This window comes from Caballeronia eucalypticola (genome assembly GCF_047608185.1).
Taxonomy (GTDB): Bacteria; Pseudomonadota; Gammaproteobacteria; order Burkholderiales; family Burkholderiaceae; genus Caballeronia.
Window position 1 is genome coordinate 1 of the sequence record NZ_JBLKRU010000055.1, and the last position, 22,853, is coordinate 22,853.

Genomic DNA, 22,853 nt, shown 5'->3' on the forward strand with positions numbered 1-22,853 from the left:
CCGGCGTTCCTATCCTGACCGGCGGCGACACCATGCCGACGCGCGTTCAGGTTCAATGCCCGGGCTTTGCGTATCGCATGAGCGCCTCCGCTTTGCGCGAGCAGTTCAATCGCTCGGATTTCCTGCGTCGCCTGATGATGCTGTACATGCAAGCGCTGCTGACGCAAATTGCGCAGACCGCTGCGTGCAACCGTCACCATTCGCTGAGCAAGCAGTTGTGCCGCTGGTTGCTGATTGAGATTGACCGTACGCCGTCCAACGAATTCCAGGTGACGCAACAGATGATCGCCGACATGTTGGGCGTGCGTCGCGAAGGGGTCACGGAAGCGGCAGGAAAGCTGCATGACGCGGGCCTGATCCATCACAGCCGTGGTTGTATCAAGGTGCTCGATCGCGCCGGCCTGGAAGCGCGTGCTTGCGAATGCTATGGCATCGTCAAGCGCGAGTTCGACCGGATGCTGCCGCGCGTGCGCCAGGCTGAAGAAGTCTGCTAAGCGTGGTCTTGCTGATGGGTTCAGCTCGCACAGACTTTAGGGCAAGCAGGAAGGGCGGGAGGAATTCGTCCTCTCATGCCAAAGAAGGATTGCCGCGTTTCGATCGGCCGCGCCAGTGTAGTCATCGCGTTAAGTGGGACAACGGTCGACGCAACGCGGTTTCTTGAGATCATCGATCGACGGGCACGCATCATCTGCATCGTCGGAAGCTAATTCTTACTTTCATCGAGTTCGCAAGCACCCGCGGCTTCAAACCGCGGTGAGCCGGTGCAATTGCCCTTCTCGGGGCGGATCTGCACCCGGCGGCTATGTCTGGTCCCTGTACGAAAAGTCGGCGGCCTGACTTTCAGAATGTCACGGCGTTGACAATTTGCGCCTGTAGCATCCGCGCGAAAATCAATGTACCTCATCAGCGACGTTCGCCTCGCTAGCGGCCAGTGCACTCCAACGGTCCCACATGCTGAAGTTCTTAGCCGCTCAACTGTCAGCTCACTCAAGAATGCTCAAAATCATCCGTTATATCAACGACGTGACGGCCTAATAGGCGGATGAAGTGAAGCAACCCGATGTTGCAGCAGGAGAGACGTCCAAGCAGTATTTCGATAGCCCCGCACCGCCAAACTCAAGGGTTCAGTGTCCCGCTGGACCTAGGTGCTGACCGTCCTTGCTGTCGTTTTCATACTTTCTGCCATCGGGCTGAACACCGCGCTGGCGATGCGCCAGACGCGAGAGCAGAACGAGGCGCTTGCCTCTGTGCAAGCATCGAGTAAGCTCAAACGCAATCTCGACGCACTCCAGCAATTACTGCTCGAAGAGCATGCGGAGCTCTATACGCGCGTTGGAACGCGCGCGTTTATACGCGGGCTCCTTACGTCTTTCCCTCGGACCAGATGACCGCGCGGGCCCGGGCAGCGAGGGAGGGGTGCAAGTCCCGGTCCAGTTGCACCGGTCACCTGGACGAACTGGACCGGATGGTCCATACCCTTTCGGAGCAAAGTGAGGCGGTCGCGACGCGGGTATCGCGTCATTTCGGCAGCATCAAGCTAAGCGATCCCGCGCTGGCAGAACTCGACGCGTTTTTTTATAGCGTCGTCGCGAAGGTTGTCGAAATACGCGTGGATGCCGATGATGCTGTCGACGCAACCGTAAGTCGCGCAACATTTGATACCAAGCGAACCTCGAGCGTGCTCTTAGGTTCGGCTCTGTCTGCGTCGCTGATTCTTGTCGCACTTCTCCTGCGACATTCGCGAAGTGCTCAGCGGCTCAGGCTTGCATGGCGCGTAGCTTTTAAAATAAGTCGCGCCCGGCAAGGACGACGCGATCAATGACGAGTGAATGAAAAATTGCTGCGGAGTGCAAAAAAAATAAAGTTCGGCTTAAGCGTTTCGGCAGGGTAGAAATCTTTAAAAAATAAGACTTTCACCCCTCCAACAAACTCCTTGAGCGCGCCATGAAAAGAACCCTGTAAGTATCTTTGGCTTCCCTCGGATTTGCCGCTGCTTCGGTAGCGCATGCACAAAGTTCCGTGACGCTATACGGCATCATCGACGCTGGTCTCATGTACACGAACAACGTATCGAAGAGCGGATCGGGCGGCTCGTTGTTCCAGGCTACAAGCGGAAATATCAACGGGAGCCGCTTTGGTTTTCGCGGCGCAGAGGATCTCGGTGCCGGCCTGAAGGCTATCTTCGTGCTCGAAAACGGTTTCAACATTCAGTCCGGCAAGCTCGGCCAGGACGGCCGCGAGTTCGGCGCCAAGCCTATGTTGGCCTGGCAAGCAGTCAGTATGGCGCGATCACGCTAGGTCGTCAGTATGACTCACTGGTTGATTTCGTTGCGCCATTGTCGGGCACAGCGGGTACGTTCGGCGATACAGGGTTCGCGCACCCGTTTGACAACGATAACCTGAACCATTCGGTGCGCATGAGCAACGCAATCAAGTATATGAGCACCGACTACGCGGGGTTCAAGTTCGGCACTCTTTACGCATTCTCCAATTCGACCAACTTCTCCCAGAATCGCGCGTACAGCTTCGGAGCAAGCTACGGCTTCGGTCCATTGAATGTCGCCGCGGGTTATTTGCAGACGAATGGCTCGAACAGCACGGCGAACACGGGTGGCGCGATCGACACGGCCGAGTCAACGGCGAACGGTACCGGCGGTTTTCAAGTTGGCTCCAGTCGAACTCGCGTGTTCGGCGGTGCCATGGACTATGCGTTCGGTCCGGCACTGGTCGGCTTCGTTTATACGCACAGCCAATATGTGGGCACTAACGCGTTCGGTTTGGCGAATGGGACGATGCGTTTCGATAATTTCGAATTGAACGGAAAATACGCGTTGACGCCGGCGCTGAGTGTCGGGGTCGCGGATACCTATACCGACGGGCACCTGTCCGGCACCACCACGTTTGGTGATGACCCGAAGTTCAATCAGATCAACGCCCAGGTTGTGTATTCGTTCTCGAAACGCACGGACGTGTATGCGGAGGCGATGTACCAACACGCGATCGGAAACCACTTTGTGGCGTTCATCAATACATCAGGTGGCGCTTCGTCGACAGCGAATCAAGTCGTTGGTACGGTCGGAATTCGCACCCGGTTCTAAGTTGATCGATGTGAGTGATTGCCGACTGCCGCTAGAATCGTGGATTCGCCAGAACATGGAACAGTCCGGCGGAAAGAGCCATTATGACGTTTTTGTTACAGCGATCGCGCGGGTCGGCGTGGAGAAAAAATTGGCGGGTCGAACTGCGCCGTGAGCAGTGAGTCCCGGCAGACTTAACTTGCGATGGCTCGAACACGCCGCGATGCTGCGCGCATTCTCCGGCACTTCTGCTTTTCAAGCCATTGCAGTGACTCTTGCACGACTTCGGGTGGAACGTCCTCGAATGACGCACCCCGGATCAAGGTCTCACTGGCGGCAATGTCGTTGAACTGCCCGAGTTTGTTCTGCACCGACGTCAACTCTTTAATGCTGCGGTCGTGTCCGTTCTTGATGACAGGTTCAAAAAACTCAAGCAGATATCTCAGCTTCTTCCCTGCCTTGCGGACATTGTGGAGGTCTTCTTCTTCGGCGGTTTCGTGACGCGTTGCATGCTTGCAGCGCTTCTTTAATGCGCGCTGCGCACGACGAACGCGATTCTCGGCGAACTCCCGAATGGGAAGGTCGTTGCAGCGAGACTCGAGGGTTGCTTGCGCGCGAAGCAGGACGTCATTCAAGAACGCCTCGACGTGGTCGCTTTTTATCATCGTCTGACTATGCGCGACTGCCTGTGCGCGCTTTTCCCTCGCGGCCGCCACTAGCAGTCCCATTGATGCGCGTGACGCTTGTGCAGCATTCAAAAGATCGCCGGCGACGTCCCAGTCGCGCGTTCCACCGGCTACCGCAGCGAGGCGCTTGAACTCTTCAGTGGCATGTGCGGTTGTTTCTTCGCCGAGGTATGGGGAATAAGCCCAGTACAAGGCACGCAGCTTTCTGAACGCGACGCGAAGCTGATGGAATCCTTCGGCATCGCAATTTATAGTCAGCTCTCGCGCCCGCCGCACAGCATCGGCGACAACGGGAGTCGCCAGTGATGAGAAAGTGCTTGCGATTGAACCTGTTCTTGATAACTCTGAATCAGCTGACCGCCGATCTTCCTTCAAGAGATTGATTGGCCGTGGTAAGGGCCAGTCAGCATCCATGTCCACCATTGAAGCCTCGCGTCGCGCAAAAAACTATTTTGCCCGACATTAGCACAATGATGTTTTTGAATTCACTTTTCGTGACGATTTGATGAAACGACTCTTAAAATTGTGGCGTGGAGACCGCTGTCACTAGAGACGCCGACGAGCATCTGCGATTCTGTATTAGCATGCTCATTTATATCAAGCATTGCCCGACAGGCTGGCGCGCCGAGCGCGCCTCGAAGACACCAAGAAGAGATAAGTGGGAGTTCAGTTTGAAGACACGCGCCACCGTTATTTGTCGCCGAGGTAAGCGAATCCTCCTGGTTGCACGTCGTCAGTCGAAGTGGGCTTTGCCCGGCGGGATCCTGAAGCGCGGAGAACAACTCCCGGACGCCGCCCTTCGGGAACTCAAGGAAGAGACGCGGCTTTCCGGGAAGTCAGCCAGATATCTCTTCGACGTTCGTGGCAAGCAAAAGCACCATCACGTGTTCTCTTGCGAAATCTCGAACCGGGCCAAGGCTCGCCCGAGCAATGAGATCTCCAAATGCCGTTGGGTGCACGTTGAAGACATCTCCCGCCTCTTAACGAGTGAGCCGACGATCGACATCGTGAAACTCATGGGTCAACGGCGTAAAAGATAGCTGCGCGGGGTTGGGGCGGGGTTGGCGCCGGGTTGGCGCAAGCAAGTATGAGGCGCTGATTTACTGAGTGCCCGTCAGCCTGAGGCCGGTGTCACGTTGGTCAATCGTAAGCTTGCGAACCACCGGGTTGAAATTGATTTTTCGACCCGTGAAAGTCAAGTCCTGCCGGATTGGGCCGAGCCGAACATGGCCGGCCCTGGCCGCAGAATGCTATGCGCACTGATCCGTCAGTTCCTGTTCCCACGCCCGGTCAATGTCCGGGCTTCGGTACGCCCTCTCCGGTATCTCTGCAAGTCGGGACGCATGCACTTGTCCGCTGAGCCCGTAGAACTTCTGGAAGTTCATGATCAATGGCGACCACTTGTCCGGATCGATACGATCGGCGTGACCTTCCATGAGCAAATCAGGATGGACGTGGACGCGCTGGATCCGCACTTCGATCAAGCCGATGAAGCCGCGCAGTTCGTCACTGTCTTCGCCAATGCCGTGAACTGCCGCAACGACAGCTTCGAGTTGAATTGGACATTCGAGTGCGCGCGGTGCCTTGACAGTATCGGACCCCACCCGCGCTCACCTCGTTGATCGACGGCAGGTTTAGCACACATTCACCGGTGCGAAGCAGATTGCGGGTGGTCTGCGATGCGGACGCAATGCCAAGCACGCCTCGCCAGCCCAGCCAGAACGCCGATGACATCGGTGCGAGGTTGTGCGTGCCGTCTTCGTTGACGGTGCTGATCAGAACAACGGGTGTGCCGAAATACAGTATGTTGGGTTCGGCTACAACGTGAGGCGCATTCATGAGTTTTTGCTCCGTGGGTAAGTGTTCCCATGGTGCGGCCGGTGCGCGCTTCATACCCTCTGATTCTTGCTTCGTTACTCTGCATCGCAACGATGTCTGCGAGCGGAGAACGCGTTGTTAAACGCGCGCCGGGCGGCGTGGATCGACCCCCTGCAGTTTGGTGCACGCTCATCCACGGAAGCTACGTATGCGAAATCGCGCGCTTACAACCATCCAATGCTGAGGGCTAGGGTTATTCGGTCATCACAGCGCAACGTGGTCGGGCGCACAGACTACCGATAGAGCTTCGTGGTCTGGTTGAGGGGATTTGGACTTCCCGACTATCAGGAATATTCAGTTCGGACTGCGCACGGCGCAACCACAATGATGAGTACATGGCTACATGAGCTGCCGTTATGGTTGATGGCACTTGTCACTTTCGGTGCGATATTTCTCGCGGGCGCGGCCGTCCATTTCTTCACCGGATGGCTTGCTGCCGGTCCACATGGGCGATCAATCAAGGCAATCTCGCCCGGTCTGCTTTCTCCACTCGGTATCATATTTGGCTTATTTATCGCCTTCACGGCCTCGCAGGTCTGGAGCGATACAGCGCGCGCCAATGTCGCGGTCGCCACTGAAGCCAGCGCGCTGCGATCGGTTATTGTGATGTCTGCCGTTTTGCCGAAGGACGCCCAGACCGAACTGCGAAGGATGGTCCGAGATTACATCCAGTACACGGCGACGACTGAATGGCCGCTCATGGCGAAGGGAGCCGTCACGCTTAGCGTGAGTCCTCCCACGCTGAACGACGCACTGAAGTTCACGCTATCCCTGCCAGTCGTTACGCCTGGACAGCAGACGGCGCAGCGCGAGGTCGCGGCGTCCCTGGAGCATGCTCTTGAAGTGCGTCGCGAACGCATCCTGATCAGTCGCAGCGAAGTGAACGGTGTCAAATGGTTGTGCCTGGCGTCTCTGGCGGCGTGCCTGCTGTTCGCCATCGCGTTCGTTCATTGCGACAACCGTCTGACATCTGCCGTGGCAATGGGCCTGTTTTCGGTGGCACTCGCCACCACCTTTTTGCTCATCCTCTCCCACGATCGGCCCTTTACAGGAGATGTCGCGCTGACGCCGGAACCGCTGTTGCAGGTGATGCCTGAGGACCGATGACCGTAGCCGGCAATAACGATCGGGTATATCCATAAGCGGTTCATGAGCATCTCCTTGACGCGCTAGATCAGAACCCGGGCACCAATTGCCAGTATCAGCGCGGGAAACATCACGACCGCACCGACTCTCAAGAACTTCATGAAACTGACGTCTTCGCCTTCGCGGCGTATCGCGTTCAGCCAAAGAATCGTCGCCAGCGATCCCGTGATCGACAAATTCGGTCCCAGATCCACGCCGATCAGCAACGCATCGATGACCCGCTCAGGACTGTGAGCCAGAGCGACAGTGGTACTTGCGATCAGGCCGGCAGGCAGGTTGTTCATGAAGTTACTGGCCACGGCGATTACAGCGCCCGCTGAAGCGGCGCTCGCCACTTCATCGCGGTGGGTTGCCGCCTGCACATAGTGCGCAAGGTGCGCGATCACTCCCGTTTGCTGAAGCATCTCGACCATCACGAACAGGCCAGCGACGAGAGGCAATATGCTCCACGAGATATCTTTCACCAGGGGCATCGGCGATGAACGTTCCTTGATGAGGACAATCGCCGCAGTCAACGCGCCGAGAATGGCGGTCGGAAGCCCAAGTTGGATATCGAACGCGGATACGATCAGCAGGACAGCTGCAGTCACACCAATGCCGCCCAGCGCGACCCGCCCGCTTGCGGACAATGCAACGCCCTTAAGGTCAGACTCACACGTCCCCTGCAGATCGCGTCGCTGCGACCAGCGCAGCATGATGTAGGTCGCGACGATCGACAGCACCGACGGCACGATAAAGCGCGCCATCCACGGGCCAAGCGCGGGGGTATGGTTGCCGTAGAGAACAAGATTCGCGGGGTTCGATATCGGGAGAACGAAGCTTGCCGCATTCGCGATGAATGCACAGACAAAGAGTAACGGCAACGGCTTCGAGCCTGCCTTCTTCGCTGCGGCAAAGACGGCCGGCGTGAGCACGACAGCGGCGGCATCGTTGGAGAGAAAGGTGGTAACCACTACGCCAACCAGATACACGAGCAGGAACAGGCGCTTGGGTGAGCCCTTGGCGTGGTTTACCGCAAGCACGGCGACCCAGTCGAAGAGGCCTTCGCGGCGGCCTACTTCCGACAGCACCATCATGCCGAACAGGAAGAGATAGACGTCGATCCCTTTGGCTACCGCCTGCAAGGCCTGTGTGACAGGCAGCAGTCCCAGCACAACGAGCAATAGCGCACCCGTCACCGCCCACACAGCTTCGGGCCATTTGAACGGACGCGTGATGACACCTGCAGTCGCCAACGCGGCAATTCCCCACGACATAAAAATAGGATTCACAAAAGCGACGTCTCAAAGAAGTAAAAGGGTTTGTTACGTTGTCGTCGATAAGGGGCCTACGCCGTGCTCGTGCGTTTGCGCGGCCTCACCTTCGGGGTCCCGGCATGCATGCCGGAGGCCTTTTCCAAATCCAAGCCAGAGCACAATTGATCCTGTCGATACCGCTCCAAGCACGAGAAATGCCGCCGGATATCCGAACCGGTGCGCGACCACACCGCCCATTGCCGGGCTCAGCGCCGCGCCTACAGACTGAACCGTCATGACAACGCCCTGGCCCACGTTCACCCGGCCCGTCCGGTCAAGCAGCTTCACCACGAGCGCGGGGACCGCCACACTCTGCAAACCGGCACCAATGCCATCGAGCGCTTGAACCGGCCACACGCCCCACGCATGCATCACGCTCGCTGCGGCCACTCCGCGCACCGGTAACGCGAAAAAGGTGATCAGAATCACCCACCAGTGACCGCGCCACTGGATCAGGCGACTTGCAAACAGGGAGACGATGACCATGACGAACTGCGCGATGACGATCGTCGCCGCGGTGAACGCGTTCGGGTCACCTTGCTTGGCCGCGACGATCGCAAGCCCGTACAACGGCAGCATGGCTGCGTTACCCAGGTGAAACATAGCCAGGGCCGCAGCAAGTACCAACAACGGCCTCGACTGGAGCAAGACGCGAAGGCCGCTGACTTCGCCCCCATCCCTGTCTTCCTCGTTCTTCGATTGGCCGGGTGAACCACTCTTTTCCAGGCCGCGCGCGTGATCATGATCGATAGCGTTCGCCGGAATCAGCAGTACGGCGATCACCGACAACACCCCGAATGCAGCGCTTAACGCGAAGATTGCCCCGAACCCGTAGCGCCAGCCGAGCCAGCCTGACAGTGCCGCGGCAGCCGTATTACCGGCATGATTCGCGACCTGGTTGCAGCCGAACTGCTTGTCAAAGCCTCGCTTGCTTACGATGCCGAGCGTGATCCCGGCGAGGGCAGGGCCGAGTGCCGCGCCCGTAATGGCGGTTGCCACTTGCGAGGCCGCGACCATCCAGAATCCATGCGATACCCAAAGCAGCAGCGACGCCAGCACCGTCATGATCCCTGCAACGATGATCACCCCGCGTTTGTGCCGGGTGGCATCGACCAGAGCACCGGCGGGCGAGGTCGCGAGCATCCCCGCGATTCCACCAATCGTCATCACCGTGCCTATCAGGTCGGTGCCCCATCCTCGCGCTTGGAGGAAGACGCCGAGAAATGGCCCGATCCCGGCCTGTACATCGGCCATGAAGAAATTCAGCGCTTCGAGCGGTCGAGTGGGTTTCACCACGCACGACCATTCTTGTTCGGCCCAAGCTGTGAGCCGAGCAGCCTGTGTTCACGCCATTCGCCGATCGTGTGCGCATCGGTGCCCGGTGGGGCATCCAGCAGTGAACGGTTCGACGCGTCCTGCCTCGTCAGCACCTGCAGCGCGTCGGACGCCGCCGCGCCATCACTTCCGGCAGCGGTTACGGTCAGCATGTAGTCGTCGACATTGACCGGGACCGGCAAGACGGCTTGCCACACGGCACGTTCACCCATGACCGGCTGCATGACCACGCGGTGCCCGTCAATCGATGCAATATGAAATGCCTGAAACGCCGTTAGCGTTCCCGGCTCGAAGTCGTGATCGCCGGGTATGGCGTGGGCCGGCAGGCGCAGGTCGCTTAATGCGGCGCGAATGCGCGCGTATTGTTCGGGCGTCCCATTGTTGGCGTTGTCGCCCGGAAGGTAGGCGAAATCGACGGCGTGGGCGACCTTCTCATTGACGACGCTCACCAGATGCTTGAGATGTGCAGCGCTCTCGTAATCATCGTCGTTCGTAACGTGCAGATCACCGAAATGAACCCAACTCAGCATGATTTCGCGACTCGCTCTTGAACCGAAAGGATCGGCGACGCGACGCTTTTCGCAAGGTGCATGCCATGCGCCGGAGCCTTGCCGGGCAGCTTCAGCGCGGTTGCCGGCGGTGCCGGATTGCCCGGTTGCTGGACACCCGTCGTCCAATGAATGGACACTCGGCCGGACAGTGCGTCGGGTGGGTCATCGGGTTCGCAGCCGAATCGGTGTCCTCAGACAACGTTTGCATGACGAAACAATATCGGGCCGTCACGGCAGGAGGTCTCAGGCGAGAATATTGCTATCCGTATCTTCTTGTCTTTTTAGCGATCGCGCCATGCGCACACCATCCCGGCATCTCTCGTTCGCCAGTCAGCTCGCCGTATTCTGGGCGCTGGTCGCCTTTATGTGTGCGGTGCTGATCAGCCTCGTCTGGTTCATAGCCGAGGCCAATGTGACCCGTCAGCTCGCCATCGCGCGCCAATCGAGCCTGACCGCTTGCGAAGCCGTGGCTTCGCGCTATGACCTGTCGACCGATTCGTCGCAGCCTGCATTGGCGCCCAACACGGAATTGATGCACGCGATCCTCGATGTTGTATTCGCGCAGATCAATGGCGTGGAGGGCGGCTTCTGGCGCGCGGACAAGACCAGTCCGTCATCTCGCGGCAGTTTCGAAGCTTACGCATTCCCGACATACCAGGGCAGCGGCATCAAGCGCGATATCCCCGAAGCCGAGACGCCGCTGATCCTGCGGACCTTGCGCGATGCCACCGCGGCCAAAAGCCCCACGGCTACTTCAGTCGCCGGACAGGCAGACGCAGTGGTGGTGGCCGCGTGTCCGGTCGCTCACCACGACGACCTGTTCGCCTGGACACTCACGCGCACGCATCCGCCGCTTGGCGCCGATGGCAGGACCCTCGTCGCCGTCCTCGTCGCGATGCTGACGCTGATCGTGGCGATTGCGGTCTGGCTGGGTTTCCTGCTGCGGCGCTGGCGTGCCAATCTCGCGCGTATCGAAGCAAGTCTGGTTGCACGCGACGACCGCTTTGTCCCGATGATTTCCACCGGGGAACCCGATCTCGACAAGATCGTCGCCGCCTTCAACGCCTACGGTGAACGCACGACGGCGTTGCAGGCGAAGGCTGGCACATTGAACGAACGGCTCGTCGCGGCTGAACGTTTTTCCGCGCTTGGCCGGCTCGCAGCGCAGGTTGCGCACGAGATCCGCAATCCGATCGGCGCAATGCGGTTGAAGGCAGAGAATGCGCTGGCGGGCGATATCAATAGAAAAGACCGTGCGCTCAAATCTATACTCGAACAGATCCAGCGCGTGGAAACGCAGCTTGGCGCGTTGCTCGCGCTGACGCAGCCGGTGCGGGTGCATATTGAATCGGTGCCATTGGCAGCGTGGTTGCAAGGGCAGGCAGAGTTGCACCGCGACGCGGCGCAGCGTGCGAACATTACGTTGAACCTGGAGCAGGAACTCTCCGGTCGAACCAGCTTCCCGATTGACGCCGATCAACTCGCACGTGCGGTCGACAATCTTCTGATCAACGCGCTGCGCCACGCACCGTCGAACGGACACGTCACCCTTCGCGCGGTCGTTGCGCCGAACACGCTGCGCCTGGAAGTTTTAGATGATGGTCCCGGCGTACCGCCTGAAGAACGAGAACGTGTATTTCAGCCGTTCGTCACGGGACACGCCGCCGGGTCGGGCCTTGGCCTGGCCGTCGTGCGCGAGATCGCGGCGGCTCACGGCGGCCGCGCCTTTTATGAAACGCGTCGTCAGGGCGCGTGTTTTGTCATCGAGATTCCATGTCAACCATCCTGATCGTCGACGATGACGACGCCTTCCGCGAAAGCCTCGCCGAGACCATCGCCGATCTCGGGCATTCAATCGTACAGGCCACAAGCGGCAAGGCCGCGCTCGCGCATCTGAAGCGCGATGAACCCGTCGATTGCCTGTTCCTGGATCTTCGCCTGCCCGACATGAACGGCATCGAGGTGCTCGAACAAGTGCGCACGATGACTAGCCGGCAAAACCTCGCGGTCGTCGTGCTCACCGGTTTTGCAACCAGCGACAACACCATCCACGCGATGCGGCTTGGCGCGTTCGATCATCTCACCAAGCCGGTCGGACGCAGTACGATCGCCGATTTGCTGCATAAGATCAGCGCGTCGGAGCGAACGGTGTCGACTGTTGCACCGCCCACGGACCATGTCGATGACCGCGTTCCCCGCCTGCTTGGGAATAGCGAAGCGTTGCGCGATGTGCAGAAGCAGATCGGACGGGCGGCGACAAGCGATTCGACGGTGCTCATCACCGGCGAAACCGGCACCGGCAAGGAGGTCGCGGCGCGGGTGCTGCACGATGCATCGAAGCGAAAAGACCGGCCTTTCGTTGCGATCAACTGCGCAGCTATTCCCGAAGATCTTCTGGAGAGCGAACTCTTCGGCCACGTGAAGGGCGCGTTCACGGGGGCGATATCGGACCGGCCCGGCCGCTTTATACAAGCAAACGGGGGCACTCTTTTTCTCGATGAAATCGGCGACTTGCCGCTCAGCATGCAGGCCAAATTGCTGCGCGCCATCCAGGAGCGCGTGGTGACACCCGTGGGCAGCGACAAACCCCTGCCCATCGATGTCAGGATCGTCGCCGCCACGCATCGCGATCTCGCACAGGAAGTCGTGCAGCGTACGTTTCGCGGAGACCTGTTTTACCGGCTGAACGTGATTCCCGTGATGTTGCCGCCACTGCGTGAGCGGCCGGCCGACATCATCCCGCTCGCATCTCATTTTTTGGCGATCACGGCGGCCGGCGGCGGCCCGTTGAAGAGCCTCAGCGCGAGTGCCGAAGCGCGGCTGTTGAGTCACGCGTGGCCTGGAAACGTGAGGGAACTGCGCAATGCGATGGAGCGCGTGGCGGCGCTGGCGCGGAGCGCGCAAGTCACTGATGACGATCTCGCGTTCCTGGTGAACGCTACGCCTGCGCTGTTGGCGTCGGATATGTCGGCGGGTTTGCTTGACCTGCCATTGCCTGAGGCGATCGAGCGGCTCGAGCGCGCTTCGATCGAGCGGGCGTTGACTCAAACGGCGGGTAATCGCGCGGAAGCGGCGCGCAAGCTGGGAATCAGCCGGCAGTCACTGTACACAAAGCTGGCGGCTTATAAGCTGGGCTGAGCGTCCAGTGATTGGACAGCCTGCGTCCAACGTATCGACAGTCTGCGTCAATGATTTCACTCGGAGCCTTGCGGGGTAAGCCACTCAGGCATGGCACGCGACTTGCGAAATCTGGCTACGACCATTCGACTCGATGGAGCCAACCATGAAAGGCCTTAACCTGAACCTCGCCACGACCATTTGCGCGGCGCTAATATTGACAGCGGCATCCGCAGCGTACGCTCAGATTGCGCAACCGCTTCACGCTGCGGGTCCGCAGGCAGGCGTGACAACGTCTCTTGTGTCTCCTCCGCCTCCGCCTCCGCTCGCAGCCAATCCGAATCTCGTGCAGGCCAACATCGCCGGGGTGGTCAAGCGTTATCTGATCAATCCCGACGGCGATGTCGACGGCATGATGCTCGCAGATAACACGCTTGTTATGGTCCCGCCGCATCTCGGTTCGCAAGTCGTCGCGTCAACGGCACCTGGCGAGCGGGTTCGCATTGTCGGCGAGACGACGCCCGGTGGCACCGTGCGAGCGCAACAGATCATCAACGATCGGACCGGCAAGTCTATTGCAGACCAGCCGCCGCCTCCGCGTTCGCCAGGGGAACGGCGCGGCACCGGACTCGTGAAGCTTGAAGCAAGCGGCAGCATCCTGCGCGTGACGACGGCGCCGCGCGGCGAGCCCGATGGCGTGTTGCTCGCCGACGGTACCGTTGTCAAACTGACGCCGCCGGTGGCGTCCCAATTCACCAGCCTTCTTCAACCCGGAACAGTCATCGCAGCGCAGGGCTATGGCACGCGCAATCGCTACGGCGAGTCGCTTCAAGCCACTGCCTTTGGCACCCCCGGAAACCTGACACCGCTCTACGACCCCCAACCTCAATAACCGATATCGAAGGAGCAAAAACATGCATTGGATCGATCCCGCTTGCCTGCCCGAAACACACGGCAAAGTCACCCGCTTCCTGATGAATCCGCACGGCGAACTGGACGGCGCGATTCTCGATGGCACGCTTCAAGTTCACTTTCCGCCGCATTTGTCGAAGCAAGTAGCGAAACACATTGCGCTCGGCGATCGGCTCCGCGTTCGTGGAGTGAAGCCTCGCGGAGCCGATGTGATTGCTGCCGTCAGCCTCAAGTCGCAGCAAGGGGTGGAGATCATTGACGAGGGGCCAGGGCATCATGAGCATCGGGTGAAACCGGAAGGCAAGTCGATGGATGTTCAAGGCGAAGTCGTACGATCGTTGTACGGTCCCAAGGGCGAATTGCGCGGTGCGTTGCTGGACGACGGTACATCGGTGCGCATGCCGCCGCACGCTGCCGCCGAACTGGCGAATTATCTTGCGCCGGGCACACATGTTCAGGCTTGGGGACGTGGCGTAAAGAACAAGTTCGGCAGTGTCATTGATGTGCACGACATTGCAGAGCTCGTTGACACCGATTGATGGGTTCGCTGGACACAGTCGTTTGATTTGTGCGCGTTGCCCACGCGCAATCGGCTAGCTTTGAAATGGTTCGCTCGTTCGTCCGGCGGGGAGGGTATCGCAAGGAACCGCGCGACACTCGCGACTCCTATCGGGGATTCGTCAAACGCGACGCCGGGCGCTGCTGAATCAGCACGATGCATAGCACGATAAAGCCAAGCAATATCAGCGACACGTACGAGCGACTGACATTGAGGCCGCCTTGTGCGAGGGGTTTGTCGAGCAGGTCGCCGAGCGTCGCGCCGAGCGGGCGGGTCAGGATGAAGGCGGCCCAGAAAAGCAGCGTGCGAGAGAGATTTGTCCAGAAGTACAGCACCATGACGACCACCAGTCCCCCGCCAAAGATCAGTGCTCCGTACTCGTAGCCGAGCCCGAGGCCGCCGAGATCCTTATCGGCGGCCCAGTCACCCAGCGCGGTTCCCAGCGTCTGCGAAAACAGGATGGTGATCCAGTAAAACCATTCGGCGCGAGGTGTCGACACACTCTCGACCGCGACAGACCCTTCCGTTTTGTACCAGACGGCTAGGCTTCCGAACAACAACGCCAGCACGATGGCCGAGCCGCCCGTGTATCCCATACCGATTGATCGATCGAAAAAATCGGCAAGTGTGGTCCCGAGGGTTGTGGTCGCGATGATCGTTGCCCAATACAGGAACGGACGGAACCGGTCGTTTTTGATTTGTGCGGAAACGAGTCCGATAAAAATCACTGCGAAAATTGCGGTGCCGGTCAGGTAGCCCAATTTGAGTGACATTGTCACCCAGTCGCCGCCTGTTTCTCCGAGTGTGGTCGCCGCGATCTTGATGATCCAGAAGCCCACCGTTACCTGGGGAACTTTGATGACCGCATGGTCGAGTAACGAATAGGCATCGCTTTTCATCTTGGGTCCTTGTGGCGGGCACGCCGGAAAATGGCCCCCAAGTATCACTGGCCGTTGCTTAAGAAAGCCTTATATGGGTGGCCGCCGGGGGCGAGTAATTGAAATTTGCAAACGGGGTAAACTCTCGATGTCATAAGGAATGCGTAGTATTGATCTTCTATATTGAAAGCCGAAAACGCGGCGATATGCATCGGGCCACGTCACAGTGCTGCCGAGAACGTCAGCTTGCATGCGGTGTCCGGCCGGTTTGTGCCGCGAATCAGCAAGCGCTAGTTACAAGCATTGGCGAGTATCGGCAGCGGGTGCACGGCCGTCGCCGGCTTCACGCAACAGGCTCGAACTTCATCGGGCGTTTGTGATCGGACTCGGCTGGCGCAGCAGGTTGGTCCATCTCTGGAAACGTCAGTGTGACGCGAAGTCCGCCGCGACCATCGCGCCAAGTCGCATCGCCTAGCGTAATGGACGCGCCGATACGGGTTGCAATTGTGTGGACAATCGACAGCCCGAGCCCAGAGCCGCTTTGGCCCGTCCCGAGCACGCGATAAAACCGGTCAAACACCCGGTCTCGCTCATCCGCAGGAATACCCGGTCCAGTGTCCTCGACTACGATCGACGTGCGGTTATCTGCGGTCTGTATCGACAGATCGACGCGGCCACCGGACGGCGTGTAGCGGATGGCGTTATCAACCAGGTTCTTCAGCATCGTGCCCAGATCTGCTTCGCTTGCGGGAACCCAGACGTCCGCCTCACCGCTGACTCCGATGTCGATCTCTCGCGCCTGCGCGATGGGAATCAGGTCTTCAAGCACCAGCCGAAAGGCTTGCGCGACCGGAGTCTGACATGCTTGAACACCGTTTGCTTCCTGCACATGCGCCAGCGTCAGCAACTGCTCAACCAACGCACGCGTGCGCATCAGGCCGGTGCGCAAACCCGTAAAGCGCTCGCGCGCCTGGCTCGACATCTCCGACAAATCAAGCCGCTCCGCCTGCAACAACAGCACGGTGAGCGGCGAGCGCAGTTCATGCGCGGCATCGGCTACGAACCGGCGTTGCAGTGCAACGGACTCAGCGACCCGCCCAAGCAAGCGGTTATTGGCGACGAGGAACGGAATGATCTCAGCAGGAAGCTTCGCATCCCCGGTCACGTCTATCTCGGACAGATCGTGATCCGGGCGCGCGTCGAGCTCAGAGGCGAGTCGCCTGAGGGGCTTGAACATGTGCCCGACCAGCAGAAACACCACGCCGATGAAAACGGGTGCCAGTACGACAAAGGGGATGAGCGTAGCGACAGCGCTGTTGCGGGCGATTTCGTTTCTGTCGGAAGTTTGCTGGCGAACGACCACGCGAACACCCGGCGCCAAGGTACGAACTACGATGCGCCATTCGTGGCCATTCAGGGTCAAGGTCTGGATGCCGTCGGGAAGCGCAGGCGGCAGGTCCGCCAACCCTTGGACGCTGCGATTGGACAGCCTCTGTACCACGACTTTCGCTTCTGCTTCGAAGTCTGGCACATAGTGCATGGAGCCTTCCTCCATGAGCTGAACATTGTTCGCCGTGACGAGCGCGGCCACTTCCTTGAGTTGCAGGTCCTGGATTTCGTTGGCTTCGTGGAACGCGGCCTTGAACGAGAACACACCGGCCGCGACGGCACTTAAAAGAACGGCGATTGCGAGCCATATGGACAGTCGCAACTGGAGCGATTGCCCTAACCGCCTTTTGACACCATCCATCCCACACCTCTGACGTTTTTGATCGTATCGCTGCCCAGCTTGCGACGCAGCGAGTGAATCAGGAATTCGACCGCGTTGCTTTCGACCTCCTCATTCCAGCCGTAGATGCGGTCCTCCAGTTCCGTACGCGACAGAATCGCGCCTGGACGGATCAGCAATGCGTGCAGCAACGCGAACTCGCGGGCGGAGAGCCGCACTGAAGTCTCGGGAGAGCGCGCTTCGTGCGTTGCGGGATCCAGCGATATGATGCCATTGGTCAGCACCGGTGCAGCGACGCCCGCGCGGCGACGCACAATAGCCCGCAAGCGCGCGAGCAGTTCGGACATTTCAAATGGCTTGAGGACGTAATCGTCGGCACCGCTGTCCAGGCCACGAATGCGGTCCGCGACCGCGTCACGGGCCGTAATGATCAATACGGGGATGGTGTTGTCGCTGACTCGGATGGCACTCAGCACGTCCATGCCATCAACCCGTGGCAAACCAAGGTCGAGCAAAACCGCTTCGTATGAACCAACGTTGACCGCGTTGAGCGCTTGCGAACCGTCGCGAACCCAGTCGACGGCGCACGCCGCATCCTTCAGGGCGTCTCTGACCACCTCGCCAATCATCAAGTCGTCTTCTACGAGCAGTACTTTCATCGGGGGTTCCAGCGCGCGCATATTGCGCCGATGGCGGACATGCCGACATGCCGCGTTTTCAGTGCACGGTCGCTTGCTACATGAAGCTCGCGCAGATCCCGGGTGAGGCGGTCCGACAAGCCATGCAGTGCTTGCGGCGTGGACTTAGCCAGATTTGCTGCGCTCAGGTTATCAAAGAAATCGCGCGTGCTGGCTCGCGCGCCTGACACCGCATTGACGAAAGCGGTCGCGCTTTTGGGGGCGGTGCCAATTGCTTCGTTTGCCGCTGTTTCCACGCGTTTGAGCACATGCTCGATGTACGAGCGGTTATAAGTCGTGGCAAAGTGAGTGCGTTCGGGTACGGGCCCGCACAACGCACATATCGCTTGCTGGGCAAGTGCATTTGCGGCATCAAACGCATCCGTGGTCGCCTGGATGCGCTCGGCCAGCAGCGCCCCGATTGCCTTGTGTGCGCGTATGGCTTCCTGGGCCGGGATCGCAATGCCGAGCAAAATCCCGGCGACCGTTCCCATACCGTCCAACCAACCGTTAGACATGACACCGTATCCTCGGACTCATGGAAGAACCCACGTTTCCGACACGGCATGGTGAGGCATGTCGGAAAGGGAAGTTGCGGGTTGGCCGGTCGCTGCCGGAACGGTTGTATGTGTGGTTCATTTGTTGGTCTCCTCAGTTTGGAGCCAACCCGCACCCCATGATAGATTCGGAAGGCGCAACGATAATTAGCAAGGGCTTACATAGTGTGTGAAATCGGCGTTTTTCGCGGATTTTATTCTTGCAAATTGTTTCAGCTGCTTCAGGACATCGATATGCCAAACAATCCTCCTACTCCAAACGTGAACCCTGCGGCAACCGTGCCGATCAAGACCTGCCTTAGCGTTGAATACACGGAACTGCTTCGACCGCGACCAACTGCGAATAAAACCGCTTCTCATGACTACTCCGCCAGCATTTACTTACGCACTGTCCGGCTAGCGGGAAGCATGCGTCGAAGGGTTGCATCGCGGAGAACGAAATGATGGAACAGCGCTGCAGTCGCATGCAATCCAATGAGCGCGAGCAGCACCCATGCGAAGACTTGATGCCAGTCACCGAGGGAGTGTCCGAAAGGCGATCCTTGCGATGACAACGGAGGCAAGGGCACCATTCCGCCCAAGAAGGTTCGCCAGCCTCTGGACGACGCATTAGCCCATCCCATCAACGGCAGCGCGATCAGCAGGAAATAAAGCAGCCAGTGCGTAAGGCGTGCAACACCCGCAAGGAAGCGGGGAATGCCTGGCAACTCGGGCGGCGCAGGATGCGTGATGCGCCAGATGACCCGCACGGCAACCAACAGCAGGATCAACATTCCCGCCGATAAATGCCACGCGATCAACTCTATGGGTTGCGTGTCGCGATGCACATCGGGCATGGTCCACGCGATCACATATTGCCCTGCGAGAAGCAACACGGTTGCCCAGTGGAAGAGGCGCGCGGGTCCGCTATAGGTTGATGGCGTGTTTAATTGGATCGGCCGCATCTTGCTTTGCCTCTATGGGTGTGGAGCCAGCAACCTGAACCCGAAGACTTAGGAAAGGCTTAGCGGCCCATGACGAATTTTGCAATCTGCACGCGCGGGCATCGCAATGTCATTTCACGCATCAGCGCTTCGCGATCGGATAGCTATGTAAGGCCACGCTAATTGTGTCCATTAAATCTGTATCTATGATCTGACGCAGCCGACTCACATCCTATGCTCAAAAGTCGTCTCACGGCTTGAACAAAACGCTGCGCGCACGCGTGTTCGTTTCCACAATTACGTTTGGCTTGCACCGCACTCAATATTTTTTACGGGGATTGCGATGACCTGGACGCCGCTGCTCGCGACGGAATGGATCCTGATTGCGCTGTGCTGTTTTTCGACTTGTTACATCACGCTGGTAGCGCTGGTTCGCCACGGCTCTCCGCCCCGGTACGCCAATGGCGTACGCGACGTCACGCCGCGACCAGTCAGCGTACTGAAACCTTTATGCGGGTTCGAGCCTCGTCTTTACGCGAACCTCGCAACCTTCTGCGACCAAACGCATCCCTGCTTTCAACTGATCTTCGGCGTCTCGTCCAATCTCGATCCAGCTGTCGCAGTGGTCGCGCGCTTGCACGCCGCTTATCCCCATGTAGACATCACTCTGGTAGTGGACCCGTCGCTCCACGGAACGAATCACAAGGTCAGCAACCTGATCAATATGGAGCAAAGTGCGCGCAATGAGGTGATCGTCGTGGCCGACAGTGACATTGCAGTCAAGCCGGACTACCTCGTGAACGTCATTGCACCGCTTGAACAAAAGGACGTCGGCATTGTGACGTGCCTGTATCGCGCCCGGAGGGTGGGAAATTTCTGGAGCCGCCTGGGCGCGCTCTTCATTGATGAGTGGTTCGCGCCTTCCGTGTATCTCGCGCACGCAACGGGATCGCAGCGCTTCGGTTTCGGTGCGACGCTCGCGATGCGGCGCGAGACGCTCGATAGCATCGGCGGCTTGACAGTAGTGAAAAATTGCATCGCCGACGACTACTCCATCGCGCACGAAGTCAGGAAACTGGGGCTAGGTACGTATCTATCGGAAGTTGTCGTTTCCACTGATGTAACCGAACGTGACTTTCGCTCGCTGTGGCAACGCGAGAAGCGGTGGTTGCGCACTATCCGCCTGGTTCATCCACTTGGCTTCGCATTTATCCTGATTTCGTTCGCGTCGCCGTGGCTCCTGGCGAGCTTTATCCTTGGCCTCGGTTACGACGAGAGCACGGGAACCCGCGCGGCATCAGTCGCAGATATGCTGCTAGATCTAAGTACGTCATTCGGCGTGAGCGCGCGCATCTTGCTGCACTGGCGTCGCGCACGCGACTGGCGCGTGTTCCTGCGCGATTTGCCGCTCATTCCCCTGCGGGATTTGCTCCTGTGGGCAGAGTGGGCCGTCGCGGCGTTCGGATCGCATGTGGTCTGGCGCGGCAGCCGGATTCGTATCGACGATGATCTTGAGGGCAAGACCCAGCCGGACGGTCCGGAAGCCTTCGATAGAACCTGGCATCCTGACGCAAGGTCATGCATGAAAACGCTGCGGCCGGATGCGCCCATTACTGGCGATGGCAACTTGCCCCACTAACATGAGTCGCATACGTGGATTGATCATCAACGCAGATGACTTCGGCGTGCATCCGCGCGTGAACGAAGCGGTCGAACGCGCCCATTGTGAAGGCTTGCTGACGTCGGCGAGCCTGATGGTCGGTGCTCGCGCAGCGGCGGATGCCATCGAGCGGGCGCAGCGGCTGCCCAGCCTGCGCGTAGGTTTGCATCTCGTGCTGGCGGATGGCTTCGCAACGCTGAATGCGTCCCGGATACCAGACCTCGTGAATCATGCGGGCCGCTTCGGCGACGCCATGGTGCGCGATGGCATCCGGTTCTTCTTTCTGCCACGTGTGCGTTCTCAGCTTGAGCAAGAGATTCGAGCCCAATTCGAAGCGTTCGCCGCAACGAGTCTGCCGCTTGATCACGTGAACACGCACAAGCACTTTCATCTTCATCCGACGATACTTTCGCTGATACTTAAAGTCGGGAGCGAGTTCGGCATGCGCGCCATGCGACTGCCGCTTGAATCGGGCGCACCAAGCGGTCTCAGGCCATGGACCACGCTGGTGAAAGCGAGGCTCGATCATCACGGCATAGTGCATAACGATCACGTCATCGGCATGACGCAAAGCGGCCGGATGGACGAAGCAGCGTGGATAAGCGCGCTGGAACATTTGCCCAATGGTGTCACCGAGATCTATTCACATCCGGCGATCGCCGGCAAGGGCGCGGAGCCTGTTACGCAATCCATGACCGGTTATCGTCCCGCCGATGAACTCGCTGCGCTGCTCTCACGGCGCGTAGCTGCGGCGATGCATGCCACGGGCGCAGTGCGTGGCGGATTCGCCGATATTTTTCCCGACGCGTTTCGATGCCCGCGACACATTGAAAGGCGAACTGATTAGTAACGCTTGCCCTCAAGGGCTGATGCTTGCGTCGCGGGAACGCAGAATGCCTCGGGACATTCCTGTCGATTCCGCGACTTGCCATGCGGCCAGACCCGGTAAAAAGACGATCAGGTCGCGGATGCGGCGCGAGCCGGCGAGGGCGAGACTCGTCGCCGGGTCAAGACCCAACGCGCCTCCGATAAGCACAAACCCGCCCTCCTGAACGCCAAGCGCGCCGGGCACAAAAAACGCGGCGCTGCTCACCGCCTGGATCAGCAGTTCCAGCACGATCGCTTTCTGGAAAGCGACCGTTACACCGAGAAAATACAGCGCGAGCCATAGCTCAAAAGCAGTCAGCACACACTGAGAAGGTTGCCAGAAGAAGACATATCGGAGAATGACACCGCGACGGCGCCAGATGAGTTTGATCGATTGATCGATGCGGCCCGACTGTCCCACGAGTGCTGCAAGCTGACCACCGCATAGGCTGTTTATCAGCCGGGCCATGCGCTCGAAAGGGCTGGCGTGCTGGACCAACGCGAACAGAATGAGAAAGGGTGCGAGGACGGCCGCACCAAGCCCAAGTTCGGCTGCAAGGCGCAGCAAGCTTGAGCTCGACTGTGCGACCAGATAGCCGATGCCACCCAATGTAAACACGAGCTGGCTGATGACCGTCAACTGCATATCGACAATAATGCTCGCCGCCGCTGTCGAGGGCCGCAAGCCGCTGCGTGTCATCAATCGGAACGACACCACCTCGCCGCCAATACGTGCTACGGGCAGCATGCTGTTGACGGACTCGCGGATCCATACAAGGTGCAGCATCCTGCCAAGCGAGGGCCGGTGGGCGCCGCGAACCAGCGTTTGCCAGTCGCGCGAATTCGCGATCATGGGCAGCACATGCGCGATCGCAACGAAGCTCAATCCCCAACCTGCCGTGCGCATGAGCGCAATTACAGCACCCGGGTTTTCATGGGCGACCAGCCACCCGGCTGTCATCAATCCGGATAGCGCCGCAGCGGCTCCTATATAGCGCTTCAAGTT

20 protein-coding genes and 2 pseudogenes are annotated in these 22,853 nt (G+C 59.2%); 10 read left to right on the forward strand and 12 right to left on the reverse strand.

The features are described 5' to 3' along the window. Positions 1–494: Crp/Fnr family transcriptional regulator (locus tag ACMX25_RS35325; RefSeq protein ID WP_414950491.1), on the forward strand; the 494-nt coding region annotated here is incomplete at its 5' end. A gap of 1,321 nt (positions 495–1,815) precedes the next feature. Here the strand turns inward: ACMX25_RS35325 and ACMX25_RS35330 are convergent. Beyond that, a complete protein-coding gene (locus tag ACMX25_RS35330; RefSeq protein WP_414954564.1) occupies positions 1,816–2,007 on the reverse strand; it encodes a hypothetical protein in 192 nt (63 codons plus the stop codon). On the opposite strand from ACMX25_RS35330, the pseudogene ACMX25_RS35335 reads away from it, so the two are divergent. After that, a pseudogene (locus tag ACMX25_RS35335) lies at positions 1,969–3,098 on the forward strand (porin). The gene ACMX25_RS35330 and the pseudogene ACMX25_RS35335 sit on opposite strands and share 39 nt — an antisense overlap. Positions 3,099–3,271: 173 nt before the next feature. On the opposite strand, the gene ACMX25_RS35340 reads toward ACMX25_RS35335, so the two are convergent. Continuing rightward, positions 3,272–4,183: a CHAD domain-containing protein gene (locus ACMX25_RS35340; protein ID WP_414954562.1), complete on the reverse strand. Its 912-nt coding sequence runs from the start codon at positions 4,181–4,183 to the stop codon at positions 3,272–3,274. 251 nt (positions 4,184–4,434) lie between these two features. On the opposite strand from ACMX25_RS35340, the gene ACMX25_RS35345 reads away from it, so the two are divergent. After that, positions 4,435–4,803: an NUDIX hydrolase gene (locus tag ACMX25_RS35345; RefSeq protein ID WP_414954563.1), complete on the forward strand. Its 369-nt coding sequence runs from the start codon at positions 4,435–4,437 to the stop codon at positions 4,801–4,803. A 210-nt stretch (positions 4,804–5,013) separates the two neighbouring features. On the opposite strand, the pseudogene ACMX25_RS35350 reads toward ACMX25_RS35345, so the two are convergent. Then, a pseudogene (locus ACMX25_RS35350) lies at positions 5,014–5,602 on the reverse strand (flavin reductase family protein); the annotation flags it as partial. Between the two features lie 402 nt (positions 5,603–6,004). Here ACMX25_RS35350 and ACMX25_RS35355 point away from each other — a divergent pair. Beyond that, complete coding sequence (locus ACMX25_RS35355) at positions 6,005–6,748, forward strand: bestrophin-like domain (RefSeq protein WP_414954525.1); 744 nt, start codon at positions 6,005–6,007, stop codon at positions 6,746–6,748. Positions 6,749–6,810: 62 nt separating this feature from the next. Here the strand turns inward: ACMX25_RS35355 and ACMX25_RS35360 are convergent, their stop codons facing one another. Genes ACMX25_RS35360 through ACMX25_RS35370 form a run of 3 tightly spaced genes read right to left on the reverse strand, consistent with a single transcriptional unit; the run spans position 6,811 to position 9,947 of the window. After that, complete coding sequence (locus ACMX25_RS35360; protein ID WP_414954526.1) at positions 6,811–8,058, reverse strand: arsenic transporter; 1,248 nt, start codon at positions 8,056–8,058, stop codon at positions 6,811–6,813. 33 nt (positions 8,059–8,091) lie between these two features. After that, entirely contained in the window at positions 8,092–9,375 is a 1,284-nt protein-coding gene (locus tag ACMX25_RS35365; protein ID WP_414954527.1) for an MFS transporter, read from the reverse strand. After that, positions 9,372–9,947, reverse strand: a complete 576-nt coding sequence (locus ACMX25_RS35370) for a metallophosphoesterase family protein (protein WP_414954528.1) — start codon at positions 9,945–9,947, stop codon at positions 9,372–9,374. The genes ACMX25_RS35365 and ACMX25_RS35370 overlap by 4 nt, the downstream gene beginning before the upstream one ends. A gap of 316 nt (positions 9,948–10,263) precedes the next feature. Between ACMX25_RS35370 and ACMX25_RS35375 the strand changes: the two genes are divergently transcribed. The 4 genes from ACMX25_RS35375 to ACMX25_RS35390 all read left to right on the forward strand — a co-directional run bounded on the left by ACMX25_RS35375 (position 10,264) and on the right by ACMX25_RS35390 (position 14,536). Beyond that, on the forward strand, positions 10,264–11,757 hold the full coding sequence (locus tag ACMX25_RS35375; protein ID WP_414954529.1) for a sensor histidine kinase: 1,494 nt from the start codon (positions 10,264–10,266) through the stop codon (positions 11,755–11,757). Continuing rightward, a complete protein-coding gene (locus ACMX25_RS35380) occupies positions 11,742–13,106 on the forward strand; it encodes a sigma-54-dependent transcriptional regulator (RefSeq protein WP_414954530.1) in 1,365 nt (454 codons plus the stop codon). Before ACMX25_RS35375 ends, ACMX25_RS35380 begins: the two co-directional genes overlap by 16 nt. Before the next feature lie 145 nt (positions 13,107–13,251). Next, positions 13,252–13,977, forward strand: coding sequence for a hypothetical protein (locus ACMX25_RS35385; protein WP_414954531.1), 726 nt, complete (start codon positions 13,252–13,254; stop codon positions 13,975–13,977). Positions 13,978–13,999: 22 nt separating this feature from the next. Further along, on the forward strand, positions 14,000–14,536 hold the full coding sequence (locus ACMX25_RS35390; RefSeq protein WP_414954532.1) for a hypothetical protein: 537 nt from the start codon (positions 14,000–14,002) through the stop codon (positions 14,534–14,536). Between the two features lie 127 nt (positions 14,537–14,663). Here the strand turns inward: ACMX25_RS35390 and ACMX25_RS35395 are convergent, their stop codons facing one another. The 5 genes from ACMX25_RS35395 to ACMX25_RS35415 form a co-directional block, all read right to left on the reverse strand. After that, a complete protein-coding gene (locus ACMX25_RS35395; RefSeq protein ID WP_414954533.1) occupies positions 14,664–15,455 on the reverse strand; it encodes a COG4705 family protein in 792 nt (263 codons plus the stop codon). A gap of 322 nt (positions 15,456–15,777) precedes the next feature. After that, on the reverse strand, positions 15,778–17,184 hold the full coding sequence (locus ACMX25_RS35400) for an ATP-binding protein (protein ID WP_414954534.1): 1,407 nt from the start codon (positions 17,182–17,184) through the stop codon (positions 15,778–15,780). Then, complete coding sequence (locus tag ACMX25_RS35405) at positions 17,160–17,822, reverse strand: response regulator (protein ID WP_414954535.1); 663 nt, start codon at positions 17,820–17,822, stop codon at positions 17,160–17,162. Before ACMX25_RS35405 ends, ACMX25_RS35400 begins: the two co-directional genes overlap by 25 nt. Continuing rightward, positions 17,819–18,358, reverse strand: a complete 540-nt coding sequence (locus ACMX25_RS35410; protein WP_414954536.1) for a hypothetical protein — start codon at positions 18,356–18,358, stop codon at positions 17,819–17,821. The genes ACMX25_RS35405 and ACMX25_RS35410 overlap by 4 nt, the downstream gene beginning before the upstream one ends. Positions 18,359–18,774: 416 nt before the next feature. Beyond that, entirely contained in the window at positions 18,775–19,341 is a 567-nt protein-coding gene (locus ACMX25_RS35415; protein ID WP_414954537.1) for a cytochrome b, read from the reverse strand. A gap of 322 nt (positions 19,342–19,663) precedes the next feature. Between ACMX25_RS35415 and hpnI the strand changes: the two genes are divergently transcribed. Further along, positions 19,664–20,959 carry a bacteriohopanetetrol glucosamine biosynthesis glycosyltransferase HpnI gene (hpnI, locus tag ACMX25_RS35420; protein ID WP_414954538.1) on the forward strand — a complete coding sequence of 432 codons (1,296 nt, stop codon included), beginning with the start codon at positions 19,664–19,666 and terminating at the stop codon, positions 20,957–20,959. Position 20,960: 1 nt separating this feature from the next. Continuing rightward, positions 20,961–21,827, forward strand: a complete 867-nt coding sequence (gene hpnK, locus ACMX25_RS35425) for a hopanoid biosynthesis-associated protein HpnK (RefSeq protein WP_414954539.1) — start codon at positions 20,961–20,963, stop codon at positions 21,825–21,827. Positions 21,828–21,839: 12 nt separating this feature from the next. Here the strand turns inward: hpnK and ACMX25_RS35430 are convergent, their stop codons facing one another. Continuing rightward, positions 21,840–22,850 (reverse strand): lysylphosphatidylglycerol synthase domain-containing protein, encoded by a 1,011-nt coding sequence (locus ACMX25_RS35430; RefSeq protein ID WP_414954540.1) that lies wholly within the window; start codon positions 22,848–22,850, stop codon positions 21,840–21,842. Between the last annotated feature and the right edge of the window lie 3 nt (positions 22,851–22,853).

Bases quoted from the DNA above. Each gene is read 5' to 3' on its own strand.
- ACMX25_RS35330 (WP_414954564.1), bottom strand. From the start codon at position 2,007: ATGCGCTACCGAAGCAGCGGCAAATCCGAGGGAAGCCAAAGATACTTA.
- ACMX25_RS35355 (WP_414954525.1), top strand. From the start codon at position 6,005: ATGGCACTTGTCACTTTCGGTGCGATATTTCTCGCGGGCGCGGCCGTC.
- ACMX25_RS35370 (WP_414954528.1), bottom strand. From the start codon at position 9,947: ATGCTGAGTTGGGTTCATTTCGGTGATCTGCACGTTACGAACGACGAT.
- ACMX25_RS35375 (WP_414954529.1), top strand. From the start codon at position 10,264: ATGCGCACACCATCCCGGCATCTCTCGTTCGCCAGTCAGCTCGCCGTA.
- ACMX25_RS35380 (WP_414954530.1), top strand. From the start codon at position 11,742: ATGTCAACCATCCTGATCGTCGACGATGACGACGCCTTCCGCGAAAGC.
- ACMX25_RS35385 (WP_414954531.1), top strand. From the start codon at position 13,252: ATGAAAGGCCTTAACCTGAACCTCGCCACGACCATTTGCGCGGCGCTA.
- ACMX25_RS35390 (WP_414954532.1), top strand. From the start codon at position 14,000: ATGCATTGGATCGATCCCGCTTGCCTGCCCGAAACACACGGCAAAGTC.
- ACMX25_RS35395 (WP_414954533.1), bottom strand. From the start codon at position 15,455: ATGAAAAGCGATGCCTATTCGTTACTCGACCATGCGGTCATCAAAGTT.
- ACMX25_RS35400 (WP_414954534.1), bottom strand. From the start codon at position 17,184: ATGGATGGTGTCAAAAGGCGGTTAGGGCAATCGCTCCAGTTGCGACTG.
- ACMX25_RS35405 (WP_414954535.1), bottom strand. From the start codon at position 17,822: ATGAAAGTACTGCTCGTAGAAGACGACTTGATGATTGGCGAGGTGGTC.
- ACMX25_RS35410 (WP_414954536.1), bottom strand. From the start codon at position 18,358: ATGTCTAACGGTTGGTTGGACGGTATGGGAACGGTCGCCGGGATTTTG.
- ACMX25_RS35415 (WP_414954537.1), bottom strand. From the start codon at position 19,341: ATGCGGCCGATCCAATTAAACACGCCATCAACCTATAGCGGACCCGCG.
- hpnI (WP_414954538.1), top strand. From the start codon at position 19,664: ATGACCTGGACGCCGCTGCTCGCGACGGAATGGATCCTGATTGCGCTG.
- hpnK (WP_414954539.1), top strand. From the start codon at position 20,961: ATGAGTCGCATACGTGGATTGATCATCAACGCAGATGACTTCGGCGTG.